Source organism: Delftia lacustris, assembly GCF_040267515.1.
Taxonomy (GTDB): domain Bacteria; phylum Pseudomonadota; class Gammaproteobacteria; order Burkholderiales; family Burkholderiaceae_C; genus Comamonas; species Comamonas tsuruhatensis.
The window spans coordinates 259,233-279,622 of the sequence record NZ_CP141274.1 but is presented as its reverse complement, the minus strand read 5'-3'; the positions used below and the strand labels follow the sequence as shown (position 1 = coordinate 279,622).

General features: G+C 70.4%; 12 protein-coding genes. 3 read left to right on the top strand and 9 right to left on the bottom strand.

What is annotated here, in order from left to right; all coding sequences use genetic code 11:
* Positions 1 to 126: 126 nt before the first annotated feature.
* Both U6958_RS02700 and U6958_RS02695 read left to right on the top strand, forming a co-directional pair.
* Positions 127 to 1,428 (top strand): CaiB/BaiF CoA-transferase family protein, encoded by a 1,302-nt coding sequence (locus U6958_RS02700; RefSeq protein ID WP_074921214.1) that lies wholly within the window; start codon positions 127 to 129, stop codon positions 1,426 to 1,428.
* 683 nt (positions 1,429 to 2,111) lie between these two features.
* Positions 2,112 to 3,764: a methyl-accepting chemotaxis protein gene (locus U6958_RS02695; RefSeq protein WP_034365601.1), complete on the top strand. Its 1,653-nt coding sequence runs from the start codon at positions 2,112 to 2,114 to the stop codon at positions 3,762 to 3,764.
* On the opposite strand, the gene U6958_RS02690 is transcribed toward U6958_RS02695, so the two are convergent.
* The 9 genes from U6958_RS02690 to U6958_RS02650 form a co-directional block, all read right to left on the bottom strand.
* On the bottom strand, positions 3,765 to 4,763 hold the full coding sequence (locus tag U6958_RS02690) for a porin (RefSeq protein ID WP_026062702.1): 999 nt from the start codon (positions 4,761 to 4,763) through the stop codon (positions 3,765 to 3,767).
* A 298-nt stretch (positions 4,764 to 5,061) separates the two neighbouring features.
* On the bottom strand, positions 5,062 to 6,384 hold the full coding sequence (locus U6958_RS02685) for a Fe-S oxidoreductase (protein WP_074921213.1): 1,323 nt from the start codon (positions 6,382 to 6,384) through the stop codon (positions 5,062 to 5,064).
* Between the two features lie 22 nt (positions 6,385 to 6,406).
* A complete protein-coding gene (locus tag U6958_RS02680; RefSeq protein WP_017406622.1) occupies positions 6,407 to 7,471 on the bottom strand; it encodes a homocysteine S-methyltransferase family protein in 1,065 nt (354 codons plus the stop codon).
* Positions 7,472 to 7,719: 248 nt separating this feature from the next.
* Positions 7,720 to 8,415 (bottom strand): helix-turn-helix domain-containing protein, encoded by a 696-nt coding sequence (locus tag U6958_RS02675; RefSeq protein WP_016447398.1) that lies wholly within the window; start codon positions 8,413 to 8,415, stop codon positions 7,720 to 7,722.
* Between the two features lie 54 nt (positions 8,416 to 8,469).
* A complete protein-coding gene (locus U6958_RS02670) occupies positions 8,470 to 9,555 on the bottom strand; it encodes a hypothetical protein (RefSeq protein WP_074921212.1) in 1,086 nt (361 codons plus the stop codon).
* A 59-nt stretch (positions 9,556 to 9,614) separates the two neighbouring features.
* Positions 9,615 to 10,769 carry an FAD-binding oxidoreductase gene (locus tag U6958_RS02665; protein WP_279627012.1) on the bottom strand — a complete coding sequence of 385 codons (1,155 nt, stop codon included), beginning with the start codon at positions 10,767 to 10,769 and terminating at the stop codon, positions 9,615 to 9,617.
* Positions 10,770 to 10,921: 152 nt separating this feature from the next.
* Positions 10,922 to 12,355 carry an efflux transporter outer membrane subunit gene (locus U6958_RS02660; protein ID WP_074921210.1) on the bottom strand — a complete coding sequence of 478 codons (1,434 nt, stop codon included), beginning with the start codon at positions 12,353 to 12,355 and terminating at the stop codon, positions 10,922 to 10,924.
* Positions 12,348 to 15,554 carry an efflux RND transporter permease subunit gene (locus tag U6958_RS02655; RefSeq protein ID WP_074921209.1) on the bottom strand — a complete coding sequence of 1,069 codons (3,207 nt, stop codon included), beginning with the start codon at positions 15,552 to 15,554 and terminating at the stop codon, positions 12,348 to 12,350. The genes U6958_RS02660 and U6958_RS02655 overlap by 8 nt, the downstream gene beginning before the upstream one ends.
* Before the next feature lie 13 nt (positions 15,555 to 15,567).
* Positions 15,568 to 16,782: an efflux RND transporter periplasmic adaptor subunit gene (locus U6958_RS02650; protein WP_016447393.1), complete on the bottom strand. Its 1,215-nt coding sequence runs from the start codon at positions 16,780 to 16,782 to the stop codon at positions 15,568 to 15,570.
* A 408-nt stretch (positions 16,783 to 17,190) separates the two neighbouring features.
* On the opposite strand from U6958_RS02650, the gene U6958_RS02645 reads away from it, so the two are divergent.
* On the top strand, positions 17,191 to 20,361 hold the full coding sequence (locus U6958_RS02645) for a hypothetical protein (protein WP_074921208.1): 3,171 nt from the start codon (positions 17,191 to 17,193) through the stop codon (positions 20,359 to 20,361).
* Positions 20,362 to 20,390 lie beyond the last annotated feature (29 nt).

The window sequence follows — 20,390 nt, the reverse complement described above, 5'->3', positions numbered from 1 at the left end:
AGCCCTGCGCGTCAGTACAAACCGCAGTGCCGGCCGGGCGCGAACGCGCGCTTTCACAAATGCGAAGCCACGGCGGGCCGCCGCGCCGTAGCATGGCCCATCTGCCCGGGATAGCCGCCTCAGCCCATGAACCACACCGAAACCCCCTCCCCCAGCCCCATCAACAGCACGGCCACCCAGACCGCAGGAGCGCTGGGCCATCTGCGCGTGCTCGACCTCTCTCGCGTGCTGGCCGGCCCCTGGTGCACGCAGAACCTGGCCGACATGGGGGCCGACGTGATCAAGATCGAAAAGCCCGGCGAGGGCGACGACACGCGCCACTGGGGCCCGCCCTTCTTCCCCGATGCGCAAGGCAATCCCTCGGACAACGCCGTGTACTTCGCGGCCTGCAACCGCAACAAGCGATCGGTCACCGTGGACATGGCCACGGCCGAGGGCCAGCGGCTGATCCGCGAGCTGGCCATGCAAAGCGATGTGGTGGTGGAGAACTTCAAGACCGGGGGCCTCAAGCGCTACGGCCTGGACTACGCCTCGCTGAGCGCGCTGAACCCGCGCCTGATCTATTGCTCGGTCACGGGCTTCGGCCAGACCGGGCCCTATGCGCCGCGCGCCGGCTACGACCTGCTGGTGCAGGCCATGAGCGGCCTCATGAGCATCACGGGCCGCGCCGACAGCGAGCCCGGCGGCGGGCCGCTGCGCGTGGGCGTGGCCGTGATCGACCTGTTCACGGGCATGTATGCCACCACGGCCATCCTGGGCGCACTGGAGGCCCGCCACCGCACGGGACGCGGCCAGCACATCGACATGGCCCTGCTGGACGTGGCCATGGCCGTGCTGGCCAACCAGGGCGCGGGCTTCCTGAACACCGGCCATGTACCGGGCCGCCAGGGCAACACCCATCCCAGCGTCGTGCCCTACCAGGACTTCCCCACGGCCGACGGCCGCATGCTGCTGGCCATCGGCAACGACGGCCAGTTCGCGCGCTTTTGCGAGGCGGCCGGCACGGACTGGGCGAGCGACGAGCGCTTTGCCACCAATGCCGGCCGCGTCACCCACCGCGACGCGCTGATCCCGCTGATGGCCGATCTCACGCGCAGCCGGCCCACGGCTGAATGGATCGCGCTGCTGGAGGACAAGGCCGTGCCCTGCGGCCCCATCAACCACATCGGCCAGGCCTTCGACGATGCGCAGGTGCGTGCGCGCGGCCTGCGCGTGGAGCAGGAACGCTACCCGGGCGCCACGCCGCCTGCCGGCGAGACCATCAACCGCGTAGTGACCACGGCCAGCCCGCTGCGCCTGTCGGACACGCCCACCACGCTGCGCCATGCGCCGCCGGCCCTGGGCCAGCACACGGACGAAGTGCTGCGCGAGCGCCTGGGCCTGGATGCACAGCAGCTGCAGGCCTTGCGCGACCAGGGCGTGGTCTGAACGACCGGCATCGGCAGGCACCTGGCACACGCTGTCGCGCGGCTGTCCTGACGTCCTGAAGGCTGGGGGCCGGCCCGTCGCACCGGCGCACATGACGGCGCACATGACGGCACAAATGACGGAGCGAAAGCCGGTGCGAAGACGGTGCGAAGACGGTGCGGACGGCCGTGTCGCGCGCCCGCAAACCGCTTTTAGGACACGTCCTATCGAAAATCAGATAGGAAGCATTCTCATCATCTGGCGGTGCGGAAATAATCCCCACCACAGATGCACATAGCCAATTCTTTCCTGTCCGAAATCCCTAGGACACCCATCCGCAGCACCTGGGCGCAGAAGGCGGCAGCCGCCGCCAAGCACCGGGCCGCAGCTGGCGTCCGGGCGCCAAAAGGTGTAGGCGGGCGGCTCGGCATCTTCCGCATCCACCGCCCCTGCCCTGCCTCAGGCCCGCGCATGGCCAGCCGCAGTCCTGCCGCCCTGGAAGGGCCTGCGCCATGAGACCCCGCATCAAGGGCCGCATCTGCCGGACCTCGGGCTGGTTCCCCCCCTGAGCGCACGCGCCGGCCCTCGTCATTGCCTTCGTTGATCCCTTTCCACCTTGCTCTGCACCGCAGGCCAGGTGTGCCCTGCTGCACGCCTTTTTTTGCTCCCTTGCCGTTCAAGGGATACGACTTCAGAACTTCGCCATGCAAGCCTTTCGCAACCTCAAGATCTCCTCCAAGCTGCTGCTGGCCTTCCTGGCCGTGCTGGCGCTGACCACCTTCGTGGGCCTGTATGCCGTGATGCGGCTCAGCCAGATCAACCAGGCGTCCGTCGACATCGCCACACGCTGGATGCCCTCGTCGCGCATGCTGCTCACCATCCGCGCCACCACGGCGCGCTACCGCGCCAACGAGCTTCAGTACCTGATCTCCACCAGCGACCAGGATATCAAGGCCTTCGACGCCATCATGAGCGACCTGTGGAGCAAGATCCAGACGAACTACGACAACTACGCCAGCTTCATCCAAACCGAGCAGGAAAGGGCGTCCTACGACGAGCTGGGCCGGCTGCGCAGCGCATATGCCAGGGAGCACGCCATGATCATGACCCTGGCACGCAACGGCCGAAAGGACGAAGCCTTGGTGCTGGCGCAGGGTGAATCGCTGGAGCTGAGCCGGCGCCTGTACGACCAGATCGACCGCATGGTGCAGATCGACCACGATGCCGGCCAGGAGGCCAACAGGCACGCCAATGATCTGTACCGCAGCGCGCGCGCCTGGGTGGTGGGGCTGCTGGCCGCCAGCATCGCGCTGGGACTGGCGCTGGCGCTGGCGCTGGCGCGCATCGTGGCGCGGCCGCTGATCGAGGCCGTGGGCGTGGCCCAGGCCGTGGCCGAAGGCGACCTGACGCGCCGCATCCAGGCCACTACCACCGACGAAACAGGCCAGCTGCTGCACGCGCTGCACCGCATGGACCAGAGCCTCATCCACATCGTCAGGCAGGTGCGCAACGGCACGGACTCGATCGCCACGGCCTCCAGCCAGATCGCCTCGGGCAACAACGACCTGTCGCTGCGCACCGAGCACCAGGCCAGCTCTTTGCAGGAGACGGCTGCCTCCATGGAGCAGCTCACCGTTACCGTGCGCCAGAACACCGACAACGCGCGCCAGGCCAACCAGCTGGCAGCCTCGGCCTCGACCGTCGCCCAGCAAGGCGGCGAGGTGGTATCCCAGGTGGTGGACACCATGGACGCCATCCATGCCTCCTCGCGCAAGATCGCCGACATCATCGGCGTGATCGACGCCATCGCCTTCCAGACCAACATCCTCGCGCTCAACGCCGCCGTCGAGGCGGCGCGCGCGGGCGAGCAGGGCCGGGGCTTTGCCGTGGTGGCGGCCGAGGTGCGCGCACTGGCGCGACGCTGCGCCGATGCGGCCAAGGAGATCAAGCTCCTCATCGAGGACTCCAACGGCAAGGTCAGCACCGGATCGGCCCTGGTGGCGCAGGCCGGCCAGACCATGCAGAACATCGTCAGCAGCGTGCGCAACGTGACCGACATCATGGGAGAGATCACCGCTGCCAGCGTGGAGCAGACGGCGGGCCTGGAGCAGATCAACCAGGCCATCTCCCAGATGGACCAGGTCACCCAGCAGAACGCGGCCCTGGTCGAGCAAGCCGCCGCAGCAGCACAGTCCCTGCAGGAACAGGCCTACGGCCTGCAGCAGGCCGTGAGCGTCTTCAAGCTGGAGCGCGGCATGGAACTCACCGCCCTGCCCGCCACCCCTCAGCCCATGCCGGCTCCAGACCTGGCCAGGATCACCAGCGCAGCCCAGTCAGGCCGCTGGGAAGCGCATTGATCAGAACGAATGGGCCATGCCCACGCCGAAGGCCGTGCGCGAGCTCTGGTTCTCGTAGCGCTGATGGCCCAGGCTGGTGTAGAGCATGGTGCGCTTGGACAGCGCGTACTCGGCGCCCAGCGACAGCATGTTGTTGGTGTCTCGGTCCAGGCGCTGGCGCGCATAGCTGGCCTTGAGCGTGGTCGCGCCCATGCCGTAGGTGGCGCCCAGCGAGACCATGCGCGATTTGTCGGGGCCGGTGCCGGGCGTGCCCGACTTGCTGCGGTCATAGGCCAGCATCACGGCCGCCGTGCCGATGCGGTACTTGCCGCCCATGTACAGGTCGGTGTCGCCGCTGCCGTTGCGCTCGTGCGCCACCATGGCCGCCACCGCGCCCTGGTCGTAGTTGACCGATACCGAGCGCGCACGGCCCTGGCGGCCGGGCGCCTGGGTGCGTTCGGGCGAGGCGCTCAGGTGCAGGGAAAAGCCGCCGAACTTGGGCGAGTCGTAGAACACGCCGTTGGACATGCGGCCGTATTCGGGCGAGCCGTTGTTGCTGGCGCGGTCGGTGGGCGTCAGGTAGTGGGCCATGTGCCAGGCCGGCGAGGCGATGCGGTTGAAGTTGCCCCAGGGATCGAACTGCCACTCCTGGCTCCACATGGCGCTGAGCGCGCGGCCCAGTCGCAGGTGGCCCCAGTTGCCCTGCAGGCCCACGGTGGACTCGTCATGCCAGAAGGGCTTCTTCGGATAGTCCTCGGTCAGGCCCGTGTCCAGGTCGAAGCGCGTGCTCAGGCGGAAGGTGGCCTTCAGGCCGCCGCCCAGGTCTTCGAAGCCGGCAATGGCCAGATTGCTGCGCTGAATCGTTCCCAGCTTGCTGGTCTTGTCGAAATCCCGGAACACACCCGCGTCCAGATAGCCACTGATGGTGACGTTGGAGCCGGCGCCAGATGACTGGGCGGCCACCGGCAGGGCGGCAGCGATGGCGAGAGAGGCAAGGGTCAAGCGGGAGGTACAACGCATCCTGAACGGGTTCCTGAAATGAAAGATGGCACAACACCGGCGCGGCCCGGGGGCATGCGCGAACGGCGACGGGGGCTGCCACAACGGGGGTGGCTGGAAAGGTGCGCGGCGGGCTGGTGGCCAGCCGCGACTTGAAGGCAGCCAGGATGCAGATCGCAGCATGATCGCTGCACATTCGTCAAACATCCCGGCCAAAGACGTCAACCGCGCAGGTGGCGGGCAACAGGCGGCATTATGAAAGCAGGGGCCGGCGATGACCACGCCACCGTCAGGCCCGGTCAGTTTCGCAAGGCCGGTCTCAGCGGCTGCGCTCGGTGCGCGACACGTCCCAGAGCCGGTTCATCTCGCTGCAAAAGGGCTGGGCACAGGGCGCGCGGCCCTCGTACTGGCAGCCTTCGGTGGTACAGAAATGCGACTGGTGCTCGAAGGCCCGGCGCTCGCGCGGCAGGGCGCCCGAAGCCTGGGCCGCCGCCATGTGCAGCCAGGGATCATTGCGCTGCTGCAGCATCTGCTGCACCTCCTGCGCGAACGCGGGCGACAGCGACGCCACCGAGGCCAGCCCGGCCGGCGATGCCATGGCGCCACCGGGCTGGCGCAGCGGCTGCAGCTCCAGCAGCAGCAGGGCGCTGGTGCGCAGCGCATCGGCGCCGCGCGGCTGCACCACCACGGCCACCGGCCCCGAGGCCAGCGATTGCAGCGATGCATCCAGCGGCAGGCGCAGGCCCGGCTCCGTGGCCTGCGCGCCCGCCAAGGGCAGCGCAGCGCCCGCAGGCAGGGCCGCCGCCGTGAAAGGGGCCGCACCCGGCGCGCAAGCCGATGCGGCCGCCAGCGCCATGGCCGCGCCCTGCGCCTGGGCCCAGGCCTGGGGCACCTGCAGGCTCAGCGTGAAGCCGCGCTCGCCCTGCGGCGTCAGCAGCGTGCCCTGCTGCACCCACCAGCTTTGCAGGGCGGGCAGGGTCTGTGTGGCCCCCCCGGCAGCGCCGCCTGCAATGCCCCCTGCTGGGCGCGCCCCGGCCTGCGGCGCCAGCCCGGATCCGGCCAGCAGCGCATCCATCACCTTGCCTTTGGCAGCCGCCACGGCCAGCGTCACTGCGGCAGCGGTGGGCGGCATGGAGGCCGCAGGCGTTGTCGATGCAGACGGGATGGGCGGTCCGGCCTGGGCCGATGGAGCGCTCCGGGGATCCTGCCCGCCAGGCGCCGTCGTGCCTGCCGCCAGCGCCTGGAGCAATGCCGCCGAGCCCGGCTGGGCCGCCAGCAATTGCAGGGCCTGGCCCTGCTGGGTGCCCACCTGGGCCAGCAGGGCCTGCAGCAGCCGGCCCAGCGCCTCGGACACGCCGCTGGCCGGCCACTGCGGCGCAGGCGCGCCGGGGCTGGCCTGCACCTGGCGCGCCAGCTGGGCCACCAATTGCTCAAAGGCCTGCAGGCGCAGGCTTTGCAGCATCTCGGGCGACCAGCGCACGGCCGTGGCCGCTGGCGGCGTGACGGGAACGGAGGGTGAGGCGGATGACGCGGGTGAAGCCGGCGCCACCGGCGCACCAGCGGCCGGGCCGGGCACAGGCGCCGCCACGGGCTGCGGCAGCCCTGCGGCTGGAGACGGAACGGGCGGCAGCGGCGAACTCATGTCAGAGGCTCCGCCCGCGCGATCAGGCCGATTCCGGGTAGAACAGGCGGCGCGTGGGCGTGCTGCCCACGGCCTTGGCGATGGCGCCGATGTGGTCCGGCGTGGTGCCGCAGCAGCCGCCCACGATGTTGACCAGGCCTTCGGCCGCGAACTCATGCACCAGGCGGCTGGTGACTTCGGGCGTTTCGTCAAAGCCCGTGTCGCTCATGGGATTGGGCAGGCCGGCGTTGGGGTAGCAGCTGATGAAGGTCTCGGGCGCGGCCTTGTTCAGTTCCTGGACGTAGGGGCGCATCAGCGCCGCGCCCAGCGCGCAGTTCAGGCCGATGGACAGCGGGTTGGCATGGCGCACGCTGTGCCAGAAGGCCGTCACCGTCTGCCCGGACAGGATGCGGCCCGAGGCATCGGTCACCGTGCCGCTGATCATGATGGGCAGGCATTCGCCGCTTTGCTCGAAGGCCTCGTCCACCGCGAACAGCGCGGCCTTGGCGTTGAGCGTGTCGAAGATGGTCTCGACCAGGATGACGTCGGCGCCGCCCTCGATCAGCGCCAGCGTCTGCTCCAGGTAGGCCTGGCGCAGCTGCTCGAAATTCACGTTGCGCGCGCCCGGATCGTTCACGTCGGGGCTGATGCTGGCCGTCTTGGGCGTGGGGCCCAGGGCGCCGGCCACGTAGCGCGGATGGCCGGGCGTGCTGTACTTGTCGCAGGCCGCGCGGGCCAGCCGGGCGCTCTCGAGATTCATCTCGCGCGCCAGATCGGCCATGTGGTAGTCGTCCTGCGCAATCGTGGTCGCGCCGAAGGTGTTGGTCTCGATCAGGTCGGCGCCGGCGGCCAGGTACTTCTCATGGATGTCGCGGATCACGTCGGGGCGGGTGAGCGACAGCAGCTCGTTGTTGCCCTTGACGTCATGCGGGAAGTCCTTGAAGCGGTCGCCCACGCTGCCCGGGCCCGTGTAGCCCTGGCCCCGGTACTGGGCCTCTCCCAGCTTGAAGCGCTGGATCATGGTGCCCATGGCGCCGTCAAGAATGACGAGGCGCTTGGCAAGGATGGCGGGAAGCTCTTTGGCGCGGGTGTACTGGGGCAGGCTCATGGGCAGCGATTGTAGGAATTCCGGGGCGGCCGTGCCGGGCACGAGGATTCCCCCAGAAAAACGGCCTGCGCCCCAAACAAAAGACGCGACCTATGAAACTAGCGCACCCCCACGCCAGAGACACCGAGGAAGGGCCTATGCCGGCCGCGCCGCCCCGCACCGAGGGTGTCGTCCCCCTCCCGCGTAGCGAGAGAGGGCGCCGTGCACACGGGGGAAGCGGCGCAGCCGCTCAGGGGGTGCTAACCATTTCAGCTGCAGACAGAGACGACTTGAGCCGGCTGGCGGCTCAGGCTCACATACACATGGCCCACGCCGCTGTCGAAATAAGCGGCCTCGTGGCGGCCCAGCTCCACCGATTCGCCATTCTCGAACAGGATGCGCACCCGGCCCGAGAGCACCATCACGAACTCCTGGCCCGCATGGCGGATGGTCTCCGAGAATTCCCCGGCCTCGCGCGCATTGATCACGGCCACCAGGGGCTGCATCTTCTTGCCCGGGAAGGCGCCGCACAGCACGCTGTAGAGGTACTGGTCGGTCTCGTAGCGCTGCACGTCCTCGAAACGGTCCTTGACCACGGTGGGCGTGTCGCCGGCCGCCTGCTGGGCGTCCCCGACCATGAACAGCCGTGTCATGTCGATGTCCAGCGCATTGCCCAGCATGAGCACCTTCTCGTAGCTCAGCGCGATCTGGCCGCGCTCGGCCTTGGAGATGGTGGACACGGCCAGGCCGCTGCTTTCGGCCACCTGCTGCAGCGTCAGGCCGCGCTCCTTGCGGGCCTTGCGCAGCTTGGCCCCCACTTCGTGCTTGCCTGCGGGCAGGGCGGCGGCCGTGCGAGCGCCCGGCAGCACGGCGGCAAGGACCTGGTCTGCCGTGGGAAGCGGACTGGAACGAGGGCTGGGGCCGGGACCAGGGGCGGGACTGGTGCGAGGACGGGGGCTGGGCATGAAGCGGGCGATCGGGGCTGGCGACCGCCCGATTCTAGGGTCAGGCCCGCCCCCTCAGGTGCCGCGCAGATCGGCCTGGGGCGCCGGTCTGCGGCCCATGCGCAGCCAGCCTGCCAGCGCGCAGGCCATGAGCGCGAAGCCGATGTAGCCATAGACCGGGTACACCATGCCCACCAGCGTGATGAAACCCGCGAAGCTGCCGCCCAGTGCCACCACGCCCGCCACGCCCGTGCCCCAACGAAAACGCGGCGTGCCGGCCGGCAGGATGCGGGCCACGAAGGCATAGAGCATGCCCACGGCGGTGTTGAGGATCATGCCGAAGATGACCAGCGACATCAGGTGCCCCAGCCAGGGCGAGATCTGCGTGGCCAGCGCCAGCATGGGCATGGACAGACCGCCCAGCGTGTCCATGCGCCAGACCATGGCGGCCGCGATCAGCAGCATCAGCAGGCCCAGCAGCAGCCCGCCGGCCACGCCGCCCCACAGCGCCACGCGGCGCGAGCTGGCCTGGCCGCCCATGATCACCAGGAAGGGCATGCCCGCCACCACGTTGTAGGAGACATAGAGCAGCGCGGCCACCAGCCAGTGCCCCACACCCCGGGGCTGGGCGGCGGTGGCGGCCTCCAGCGCGGCCGGCTCGCCCTGGGGCGTCACCAGCACGTAGCCTGCGACCACCACGGTCATGAACACCAGCAGCGGCGTGACCGCGCCGATGAAGGCGATCACCCGGCCCACGTCCAGGCAGACGATGAGCACCGTGGCCACGGTGGCCAGCACGCTGCCCCAGACCTCGGGCAGGCCCAGCCACTGGTGCAGCAGCGAGCCTGCGCCCGCCAGCATGACCACCGTGATGGCGAAGAGGAAGAAGGTTATCAGCACATCGAACACCATGCCCACATGCCGGCCCAGCAGGGCCTGCACCACCTCCTTGTGCGAGCCGGCCTGCAGGCGCTGGCCCATGGTGGAGAACGCCATGGACAGGAAGACGAAGGCCAGGGCCGCCACCAGGCAGCCCGCCAGGCCGATGGCGCCAAAGCCCGCGAAGAACTGCAGTATCTCCTGCCCCGAGGCGAAGCCCGCCCCGACGATGACGCCGACGAAGGCGCCGGCAATCCTGCTCACTTCCTTGAATGCACCCATGCCTGTCTCCTTGGATTGTTGTGTGTTGCGGGGGCTGAAAAAGCGAAAAGGCAGGCGTCTCAGGCCGCGAAGCGCTCCGGGCTCAGCCGCCGGGCATCGACGCCCTGGGCCAGCAGCTCGGCGGGCAGCGGCTCGCGCATCAGCAGCGCGGCAGCGGCGGCCGAGGCGCCGGCGGCCGTCTGTATGCCGTAGCCACCCTGCCCTGCCAGCCAGAAGAATCCTTCACGGTGCGCGTCCCAGCCGATCACGAAGTCGTCGTCGGGCGCAAAGCTGCGCAGCCCGGCCCAGACATGGCGCGGCCGGCGTATGCGCAGGCGGGTCAGTGTCTCGATGCGGTCTATGCCCATGGCCACGTCCAGTTCCTCGGCCACCACGTCATGCGGCGGCACGGGATCGGCATTGGCGGGCGAGCCCAGCAGCTGGCCCGCATCGGGCTTGAAGTAGAAACTCTCGTCCACGCCGATCACGGCAGGCCAGCCGTGGATGTCCTCGCCCTCGGGTGCGGCAAAGGTGAAGGCCGAGCGGCGCCGGGGCTCGATGCCCAGCGGCCGCGCGCCGCACAGCCGGGCCACGGCATCGGCCCAGGCGCCTGCGGCATTGACCACGGCGCGGGCACGGACCTGCGACCCGTCCTGCAGCACCAGGGTCCACAGGCCCTGGCCATCACCATCCACCTCGCGCTCGGCGCCGGACAGTTCGGCGCCGCAGCGCAGCCGCGCACCGGCACGCGCCATGCCGCGCAGAAAGCCCTGGTGCAGTTCGGCCACGTCGATGTCCATGGCGTCCAGGTCATGCACGGCACCCACCAGCTGGCTCTCGTCCAGGCAGGGCACCAGGGTGCAGGCCTGGCGCGCGTCGATGCGCTCGGCGCGCAGGCCGTCGCGGCGGTACATGGCCAGGGCCTCGTCCAGCTGGGGCTCCTGGCCGGCCGTGCCTATGTAGAGCACGCTGCGCGGCTGCAGCAGCGCGTGCTCGCAAAAACCTTCGGGCGGCGCGCTGTAGAAGGCGCGGCTGGCGCGTGTCAGCGCGCGTATCTGCGCGGTGCCGTAGCTTTCCATGAACATGGCGGCCGAGCGGCCCGTGGCGTGGTATCCGGGCTGCGGCTCGCGCTCGAGCACCAGCACCGAGGCGCCCGCACCGGCCAGCCGCCAGGCCACGGAGGCGCCGGCCATGCCGGCACCGATCACGGCGAAATCCAGAACCTGGCTTTCCATCATCCATCGCTCCATTTTTTTCCAATGAGAAAATTATCCGATAAGAAAAAAATGAGGCAAGCCCCTGGTCCTCGTGGTTTTCACCGGGTGCGCCGGACAAGAAAAAAAGGGACGGCGCCTGGCCGTCCCTTTTTGCAACGCACGCCTTGTGCTCAGGCTGGCGGCAGCTTCCCGTCCCAGCCACCGGCCAGGGCCTGGTACAGCGCCACGGCGGCGCGCAGGCCGCGCGCACGGCTGTCGGCGGCGGCGTCCTGGGCCGCGTAGAGGTCGCGCTGCGCATCCAGCACTTCGTACAGGCCCACGCTGCCCAGGTGGTAGCGGCGCAGCGCCAGCTGTTCTGCGCGCTGGCGCTGCTCGGCGGCCTGGGCCAGGTGGGCATCCTCGGTGCGCGTGCGCTGCAGGCGCACCAGGGCGTTCTCGGCGTCCTCCAGCGCCAGCAGCACGGTCTGCTGGTACTGGGCCAGCGCGGCCTGGGCGCCGGCCTCGCTGGCCGCGATGCGCGCACGCACGCGGCCCACGTCGAGGAAGGACCAGTCCACGCCCAGGAACAGGCTGCTGGTGGCGCTGCCGCCCTCGAACAGCGCGCCGCCGTGCAGCGCCGTGCTGCCCAGCAGCCCGCCCAGCGACAGGCGCGGGAACAGGTCGGCCGTGGCCACGCCGATGCGCGCCGTGGCCGCATGCAGCCGTGCCTCGGCCACGGCCACGTCCGGACGGCGGCGCAGCAGGCCGGCCGGCGTGCCGGGGTCGATGGCCGGCGGCAGCTGCGGCAGGGCGGCAGGCACATCCAGCGCGGCGATCAGCGCCTCGGGCACCTGGCCCGTGAGCACGGCCAGCCGGTGCTGGGCCATGGCGATCTGCGCCTGCAGTGCCGGGATGCGCGAGCGCGTGGCCTCCAGCTGGGCCTGGGCGCGCGCCAGGTCGAAATCGGTGCCGCTGCCGTGTGTGAGGCGCAGCTGCACCAGGCGCAGCGTGTCCTGCTGGTTGGCCGCATTGGCCTGGGCCAGGGCCAGGCGCTGCTGCCAGCCGCGCAGGTCGGCATAGCTGCCCGCGACCTGGGCCGCGATGGCCACCTGCAGCGCCGCGAGATCGGCCGCGTCGGCGCGCAGGTCGGCACGCCGCGCCTCGATGTTGCGCCGCACGCGGCCGAACACGTCGATCTCCCAGCTGGCCGACAGCCCGGCCGTGTAGCTGCGCTGGCTGCGCGGCCCGTAGAAGGCCTCGCTCTCGCTGCGCTTTTGCTGCGTGGCCTGGCCCGACATCGTGACCGTGGGGAACTGGTCGAAGCGGCTTTCGCTCAGCAGCGCCTGGGCGCCGTCCAGCCGTGCCAGCGCCACCTGCAGGTCCTGGTTGCCGCCCAGCGCCTGCTCCACCAGCCGCGTCAGCTGCGGGTCCTGGAACTGGCGCCAGAAGGCGGCATCGGGCTCGGCCTGCGGGGTGGCCGGTGCAGGCTCGGCCCGCGCGAACTGTGCTCCGGCCTGCGGCGCCGCAGGCGCCTTGAAGTCGGGGCCGACCGCGCAGCCGGCCACAAGCCCGGCAGACGCCAGCGCCAGCGCGTGTCGGCTCAGGGATTTGCGGATTTCAGACATGGTGGGGCTCCAGGGGTGCTGCTTTGTCGGAGGGTGGGGAGGCAGGCGCGGCATGTGCAGGCGCATGGCCCGTCAGCGCCCGGCCCGAGAGCCGGCGCAGCGTGACGTAGAACACCGGCGTGAGGAACAGGCCGAACAGGGTCACGCCCAGCATTCCGGAGAACACCGTCACCCCCGTGGCCGCGCGCACCTCGCTGCCCGCGCCGCCGCCGATGAGCAGGGGCACGGCACCGGCGATGAAGGCGATGGAGGTCATGACGATGGGCCGCAGCCGCAGGCGGCAGGCCTGCAGCGCGGCATCGACGATGCCCACGCCGCGCAGCTCCAGCTCGCGCGCGAACTCCACGATCAGGATGGCGTTCTTGCAGGCCAGCCCCATCAGCACCACCAGCCCCACCTGTACGAAGACGTTGTTGTCGCCGCCGGCCAGCCAGACGCCGAACAGCGCCGCGCAGATGCACACGGGCACGATGAGGATGACGGCCAGCGGCAGCGTCCAGCTCTCGTAGAGCGCGGCCAGCACCAGGAAGACCAGCATCACGGCGATGGCGAAGACCACGGCCGCGGCGTTGCTCTGCTCCACCTGCTGGTAGCTGAGGTCGGTCCAGGCCAGCTCGATGCCGCGCGGCAGCGTGCGCTGCGCGATCTCCTGGAGCTTGGTCAGCACCTCGCCCGAGGACAGCACGCGCGGGTCGGAGTCGCCGATCAGGTCGGCCGCCGGGAAGCCGTTGTAGCGCAGCACCGGGTCGGGCCCGAAGCTGGGCACCACGGTGACCATGGAGCCTATGGGCACCATCTCGCCGCGCGCATTGCGCGTGCGCAGCCGCGCGATGTCCTCCACGGCCTGGCGGTGGTCGGCATCGGCCTGCAGCATCACGCGCCAGACGCGGCCGAAGGCGTTGAAGTCGTTGACGTAGACCGAGCCCAGGTAGGCCTGCAGCGTCTGGAACAGGTCGGTCAGCGCCACACCCTGCGCCTTGGCCTTGGTACGGTCCACCTTGACTTCGAGCTGCGGGATGTTGGACTGATAGCTGCTGACCGGATAGGTCATGCCCGGCGTTTTGGCGATCTCGGCCTGGAAGGCCTGCAGCGCCTGCTGCAGCGCCGCGTAGCCCAGGCCCGCGCGATCCTGCAGGAACAGCGAGTAGCCCGAGCCGTTGCCCAGGCCCTGGATGGGCGGCGGCATCAGCGCGTAGGCGAAGCCGCCCTCGATCTGCGCGAACTTGGCGCCCAGCTCGGCATTGATCTCCTCGGCGCTGCGCGTGCGCTCGCCGAAGGGCTTGAGCATGATGTAGGAGCTGGTCAGGTTGGGCGTGGTCGTGGTCTGCAGCGCATTGAAGCCTGCGAAGGCAGCGACTTTGTCCACGCCCTTCACGCTGTGGGCCAGCTCCACGATCTGGCGCGTCACCTCGGAGGTGCGGCCCAGCGAGGCGCCCTCGGGCAGCTTGGCGCCGCCGAACAGGTACAGCTTGTCCTGCAGCGGGATGAAGCCGCCCGGCACGGCCTGGAACAGCACGGCCGTGCCCGCCAGCAGCGCCGCGTAGACCGCAAACACCAGGCCGCGGCGGCGCAGCGACTGCCCCACGGAGTTCTGGTAGCCGTGCGCGCTGCGGTCGAAGAAGCGGTTGAAGGGCCGGAAGAACCAGCCCAGGCTGCGGTCCAGCCCGCGCGACAGCAGATCGCGCGGCGCGCCGCGCGGCTGCAGCAGCTTGGCCGCCAGTGCAGGCGACAGCGTCAGCGAGTTGATGGCCGAGATCACTGTGGAGATGGCGATCGTCACGGCGAACTGCTTGTAGAACTGGCCCGTCACGCCGCTGAGGAAGGCCATGGGCACGAAGACCGCGCACAGCACCAGGGCGATGGCGATGATGGGGCCCGAGACCTCCTTCATCGCCAGGTGCGCCGCCTCCAGGGGCGTGTGGCCCTCCTCGATGTAGCGCTCCACGTTCTCCACCACGACGATGGCATCGTCCACCACGATGCCGATGGCCAGCACCAGTCCGAACAGGGTCAGCGTGTTGATGGAGTAGCCCAGCAGGTACAGCCCCGCGAAGGTTCCGACGATGGACACGGGCACGGCCAGCAGCGGAATGATGGAAGCGCGCCAGGTCTGCAGGAAGACGATGACCACCAGCACCACGAGGATCACCGCCTCGATCAGCGTGCTCTGCACCGCCTTGATGGAGTCGCGCACGAAGACCGTGGGGTCCCAGACGGTCTCGAAGTTCACGCCTTCGGGCAGATCCCTGGACAGGCGCTCCATGGTGGCGTAGACCTCCCGCGCCACGCCCAGCGCATTGGCGCCCGGCGACAGGAAGATGCCCACGGCCGCCATCTGCCGCGTGTCGCTGAGCGAGCGCATGCTGTAGTCGCTGGCGCCCAGTTCGATGCGCGCCACGTCGGACAGGCGCACGACCTGGCCGTCGGCACCACCCTTGAGCACGATGGAGCCGAACTCCTCGGCCGTCTTCAGGCGGCCGCGCACATTGATGGACAGCAGCTTGTCCGAGCCCTTGGGGCTGGGCTCGGCGCCCAGCTGGCCGGCCGATACCTGCACGTTCTGCTCGCGGATGGCGGCGATCACCTCGGCGGCGGTGAGCTGTCGTGCGGCCACCTTGCTGGGATCCAGCCAGACGCGCATCGCATAGTCGCCTGCGCCGTACAGCGCCACCTCGCCGATGCCGGGGATGCGCGCCAGCTCGTCCTTGATCTTGAGCGTGGCATGGTTGCGCAGGTACAGCGCATCATGGTTGCCGTCGCTGGAGGTCAGGCCCGCATACATCAGCGGCGTGGACGAGCGCTTTTGCGTGGTCACGCCGTACTGGCGCACTTCCTCGGGAAGGCGGCTCTGCGCCTGGCTCACGCGGTTTTGCACGCGCACGGCTGCCGTGTCGGGGTCCACGTCGGCGCGGAAGGTGGCCACCACCTGCAGGCTGCCGTCCGAGGCCGCGACCGACTTCAGGTAGATCAGGCCTTCGACGCCATTGATCGCCTCCTCCAGCGGCACGGCCACCGACTCGGCGATCTCCTTGGGATTGGCACCCGGATAGGTGGCGCGCACCACCACGCTGGGCGGCACGACCTCGGGATACTCGCCCACGGGCAGCTGCGGAATCGCAACCAGGCCCACGGCGAACAGGATGATGGAGAGCACGACCGCGAAGATCGGGCGGTCTATGAAGAATTTGGAGAAATCCATGGTGCGTCCCGGTTCACTGCGCGGCCACGGCCGACGCCTGGGCCACCGCCGCCTGCCCATCGCCGGGCGCAGGCTTGGGGCTGACCGGCATGCCGGGGTAGTAGATGCGCTGCAGGCCGCCGACCACGAGGCGGTCGCCCGCCGCCAGGCCCTTTTGCACCACGCGCCGGCCATCGACCATGCGGCCCAGCTCCAGGTCGCGGCGCTCGGCCTTGTTGCCCTCGCCCACCACATACACGTACTTGCGGTCCTGGTCGGTGAGCACGGCCTTGTCGTCGATCAGCAGCGCCTGCTGCCCGCCGCCGCCCTGCTCGGACTGCCCTGACTGCAACTGCACGCGCGCGAACAGGCCCGGCGTCAGCAGGCGGTCGGGATTGGGCATGCGGGCGCGCATGCGCACCGTGCCCGTGCCGGCGTTGAGCTGGTTGTCGGTGAAATCCAGCGTGCCCTTGTGCGGGAAGCCCTCATCGCTGGCCAGGCCCATGCGCACGGGCCGGCCCTTGCCGCCGTTGGCGGCGTTGGCGGCCTGCTGGTGGCGCAGGAAGCTGTGCTCGTCCGCATCGAAATACACATACACCGGGTCCTGCGAGACCACGGTGGTCAGCACGCTCTGGTCGGCCTGGGCCAGGTTGCCCACGGTGAGCAGGGCGCGGCCCGCGCGGCCGGAGACCGGCGCGCGCACCTCGGTGAAGTCCAGGTTGAGCCGCGCGGCCGCCAGCGCGGCCTCGGCGGCACGCACCTGGGCGGCGCTCTGGGCCATGGCGCCGGCACGCGTGTCGGCTTCCTCGCGCGAGACGGCATGCTCGGCCACCAGCTGGCGGGCACGCTGGTCCTGGGTGCGCGCCAGGGCGGCGCCGGCACGCGTGCGCTCCAGCTCGGCCTCGGCGCTGGCCAGGGCCGCGCGGTAGGGCCGCTGGTCGATCACGAACAGCAGCTGGCCCTTCCTGACCTCCTGCCCCTCGCTGAAGGCAATGCGCTCGATATAGCCCGACACGCGCGGGCGCAGCTGCACGGAGTCCACGGCATCGATGCGGCCGTTGAACTCGTCCCAGACACGCACGCTGGCCGGCACGACCTCGCTCACCAGCACCTCGGGCGCAGGCGGCGGGCCGTCGCTGGCATGGGCATCGCCCACGGCCTGCGGGCGGCAGCCGGCAAGCAGGGCCAGCGCCGCCAGGGCGCCTCCGAACAGGGCACGCCGCAACGGCGGCGGGGGAAGAACTGGCATGGATCGACTCTCCTTGAGGGGGATGGGCAAGGCCCTGCTGCCGGGGTCGGTGCAGGGCCGGAAAAAGGGGGGCTGTACCGCAGGTTCTGAAGGCCTTGCCGGCGGCTGCTCACAATGGGTTGCATTCTTCAAGTTCAAGTGAACTTGAAGTCAAGATCCAGCCACAAAGACACCACGAAAATTGAGGACGGTTTGCCAGGGGAATCAATGGCCGGATCGGACAAGCGCAGCGGCCATCGGTACTGCGGCGGGCACGCGGCGGGCGGCGCCCGCAGGGCATCGAGGCACTACACTGCGATGCCATCTGACCCTGCGTTGGCCAGCGGGAAACGACGGCCGCGAACACTTTGCGGCCCCGGTTGTTCCCGCCAGCCAACCCCATATGGAAAAGCACTGGATGCCTGCCGCATGAACCTGCTTGCTCAAGCCGTACTGTCCCGCCCGCAGGGACGCAATGAACGCATCAGCACCGTGACGTTGGTGGCCCTGGACCCGCAGGGGCGCGACGCGGCGGCGCGCCATGTCGTGACCTTGCAGGTCACGCAATGGAAGGCCGGCGTCGTCGCGCAGGTCGATGACAGCACGCTGACCCCGTTGCCGCTGGCACTGGAGCCTGCACGACAGCGCGCACTGGCCTATCTGCGCCAGCGCCTGGCGGCCGGCGATGTGCTGCAGTCCCAGCAAGGTTTTGCCGAGCTGGATGGCGTGCAAGCCTTGCCCTTGGGTGGCCACGCCCAGGAACCGGCGCCGCAGCCGCCACAGCTGCCGGAGTCGCCCGTGCAGGCCGCCGCCATACCGGCCCTGTGCCGGCGCCTGGACGGCAATGCCTGGCGGCTGATGCCCGCAGGCCAGCAGGCGCGCCTGGTGTGGCGCCTGGCGGAATATGCGGATGCCGCGCGCGGCGGCGGCGCCCAGCGCCTGCTGCATGCGCAGGTGCCGCGCCTGGTGGCCCTGCTGGGCACGGGCGACGACCTGCTCGACTACTGCCTGGCCTATCTGGTGGGCCGCCTGGGCGATGGCGGCGCGGCGGTGGCCATGCAGGCGCTGTCGCAGCGCGGCGCCAGCGAGGCCACGCGCGACCTGGCGCACCAGGCCTGGCTGGCGCTGCTCGCGCCGCAGGAGCGCCATGCGGCGCTGCAGGAGCACCGGGATCAGTGGGAGCAGTGGGAGCAGTGGGTACAAGGGGAGCAAGGGGCACAGGGGGAGCAAGAGACACGCACCTCCCCGCCGGAGGACGGCCCGCAGGCGCAGCAGGCCGTGTTCAACGCCCTCACGCCCCAGGCGCTGCTGGCGGCCGATACGCTGGGCGCGCACGATGGCGCCGTCCACCGGCAGCTGCTGGCCTGGATGGAGCGCATCCCTTTCACACGCCCCTGGTGGCCTGCCATACGGCGCATCCACAAGCGTGCCGAGTGGCGGCGCGACCACGCCCTGCTGGCCGTGCTGCATGCCCGCTTCGATGGCCCGCGCGACGAGGGTGCCGTCTTCAGCCGCGACACCTCCCTGTACCTGCGCCTGCGCGGCTGGCGCCAGCTGCGGCGCATGGTCTCGGCCGGGCACAGCGAAGGCGCCGCGCAGGCCACGGCCCTGCTCCAGGCCATGGACCGCCGCTGCGCGGGCCAGGCTGCCTCGCGCTCCGGCCGCCTGCCCGAATCGCGCTGGCTGCTCGCCGCCCGGCTGCTGCTGCCGCGCTGGCCACAGCTGCATGCCTCGGCACGCGCCCATGGCTGGTACACCGACGAGCCGCTGGACCTGCAGCAGCTGCCCGCGCAGCGCGTGGAAGGGCTGTCGCCCCTGTGGGACGCCCACCCCGAGCGGCTGCTGCAGCTGGTGGGCCGCTCGCAGTCCACGCTGCTGCTGTGGTCGCTCACGCGCGCTCTGCACGACCAGAAGGCCTTTCTGGACAGCCTGGATGCGGCGGCCGCCGCGCCGCTGCTGCACCAAACCTATGCGCCCGCCGCCGCCTTGGGCCTGGAGATTGCCCAGCAGCGCATGGTCGCTCTCACCGACGATGCGGCGCGCCGCCCCTGGCTGCTGGCGCTTGCGCAATGCGGCGAGGGGCCGGCCGCCCGCTACCTGGGCGCCTGGCTGTCGCGCGACCGCGCAGCCGCCGCGCGCGATGCCGAGCTGGTGGCGGCCCTGCTGCTGTCGCCCGCCGCCAGCTCGCGCACGCAGGCACTGGCCCTGCTGCTCTATGCCGATGGCGCCGCCGTGGCCCTGGCCCTGCTGGCGGCGCTGCCCACGCTGGATGCGGACGGCGCTGCGCTGGCCGACATCCGCGATGCGGTGCAGGCCCTCTTCGCGGACAAGGCACCGCTGGTCGCGCACGCGCCCGGCGTTCCGGCCCCGCCGCTGCACCACCTGCTGGCGCATTCGGTGACGGCACTGGTGGAGATGGCGACCGCCTGGCTGCTGGCGCACCCGCAAGGCCTGCGCACCCTGCCTGCGGCGGCGCTGCGCGGGCTGCTGGAATCCGAGGAACCTGCGCGCATGGCCTGCGGCATACGGCTCATGGGCAGCCTGGCCGACGATCTGCTGTGCGACCAGGCCGACATGCTGGCCGGGTTCGCGGTATCGCCCCATGCCGCCTTGCGCGCAGCGGCCGCGCCCCTGGTCGAGCGCCTGGCCGGCACCCCTCTGTACAACGCGCGCTGCAACGCCCAGATCGCCGAACGCCTGCACGAGGTGCTGTTCCGCGCGGAAAAGGCCGAAGGCGTCCACGACGCGGCGCTGCGCCTGCTCACCGGCCCGCTGGCCGACGTGGCCCCGGCCCGCGATGCCTCGGGCATCTGGCGCGCCCTGCAGGCCCAGGCCACGGGTGCGCAGCGCTACGGCGCCTGGGGCCTGAAGGCGCTGGACATCCAGGCCTACACCCTGCGCCAGTGGTCCACGCTGGCGCGGCATGCCGATGCCGATGTGCGCGCACTGAGCCGCCAGAGCATCGACACGCGCCTCACGCCCATGGAACAGACCCGGCCTGAGCAGGCGGAACAGTTGCTGCCGCTGGCCGACGCCCTGTTTGCCGACACCCAGCAGTACGCGCGCGATATGTTCGGCCAGCGGCTGCCGGCCAATGCGCTCACGCCCGAGCTGCTGATCGGCTGGGTGGACCATCCCCAGTCCTGGGTACAGGCCCTGGGCCGCCAGCGGCTCGAGCAGCACATGAGCGCGCCCGAGGCCAGCCTCTACCTCGCGCGCCTGGCCCAGCACCCGGCCCCCGGCGTGCAGCTGTTCGTCACGCAATGGCTGCTGGCCCTGCCCGACGAGCCCGCGCCCCAGCGCGCCACGCGCCTGCAGGAGCTGCAGCCCTACTTCCTGGCCGTGCTCAGCCAGGTGCACCGCGCGCGCGCCAGCAAGACGCGCGTGCTGCATTTCCTGCGCGGCCAGGTCGATGCGCCCGAGACTGCGGCCGTGGTCGCGGCCATCTTCGCGCGGCAGGTGGTCAGCGCCAGCCAGGCCGACCAGCCCGACTATGTGGCCGGGCTGCGCGACATCGTGCAGCGCCATCCCCATCTGGCGCAAAGCTTCATGCAGCCCCTGGCGGCGGAGCGGCGCGGCCAGGCCCCGTCTTCCACCTGAGCGCCTGTTCACAGCACGGAGTCGAACGG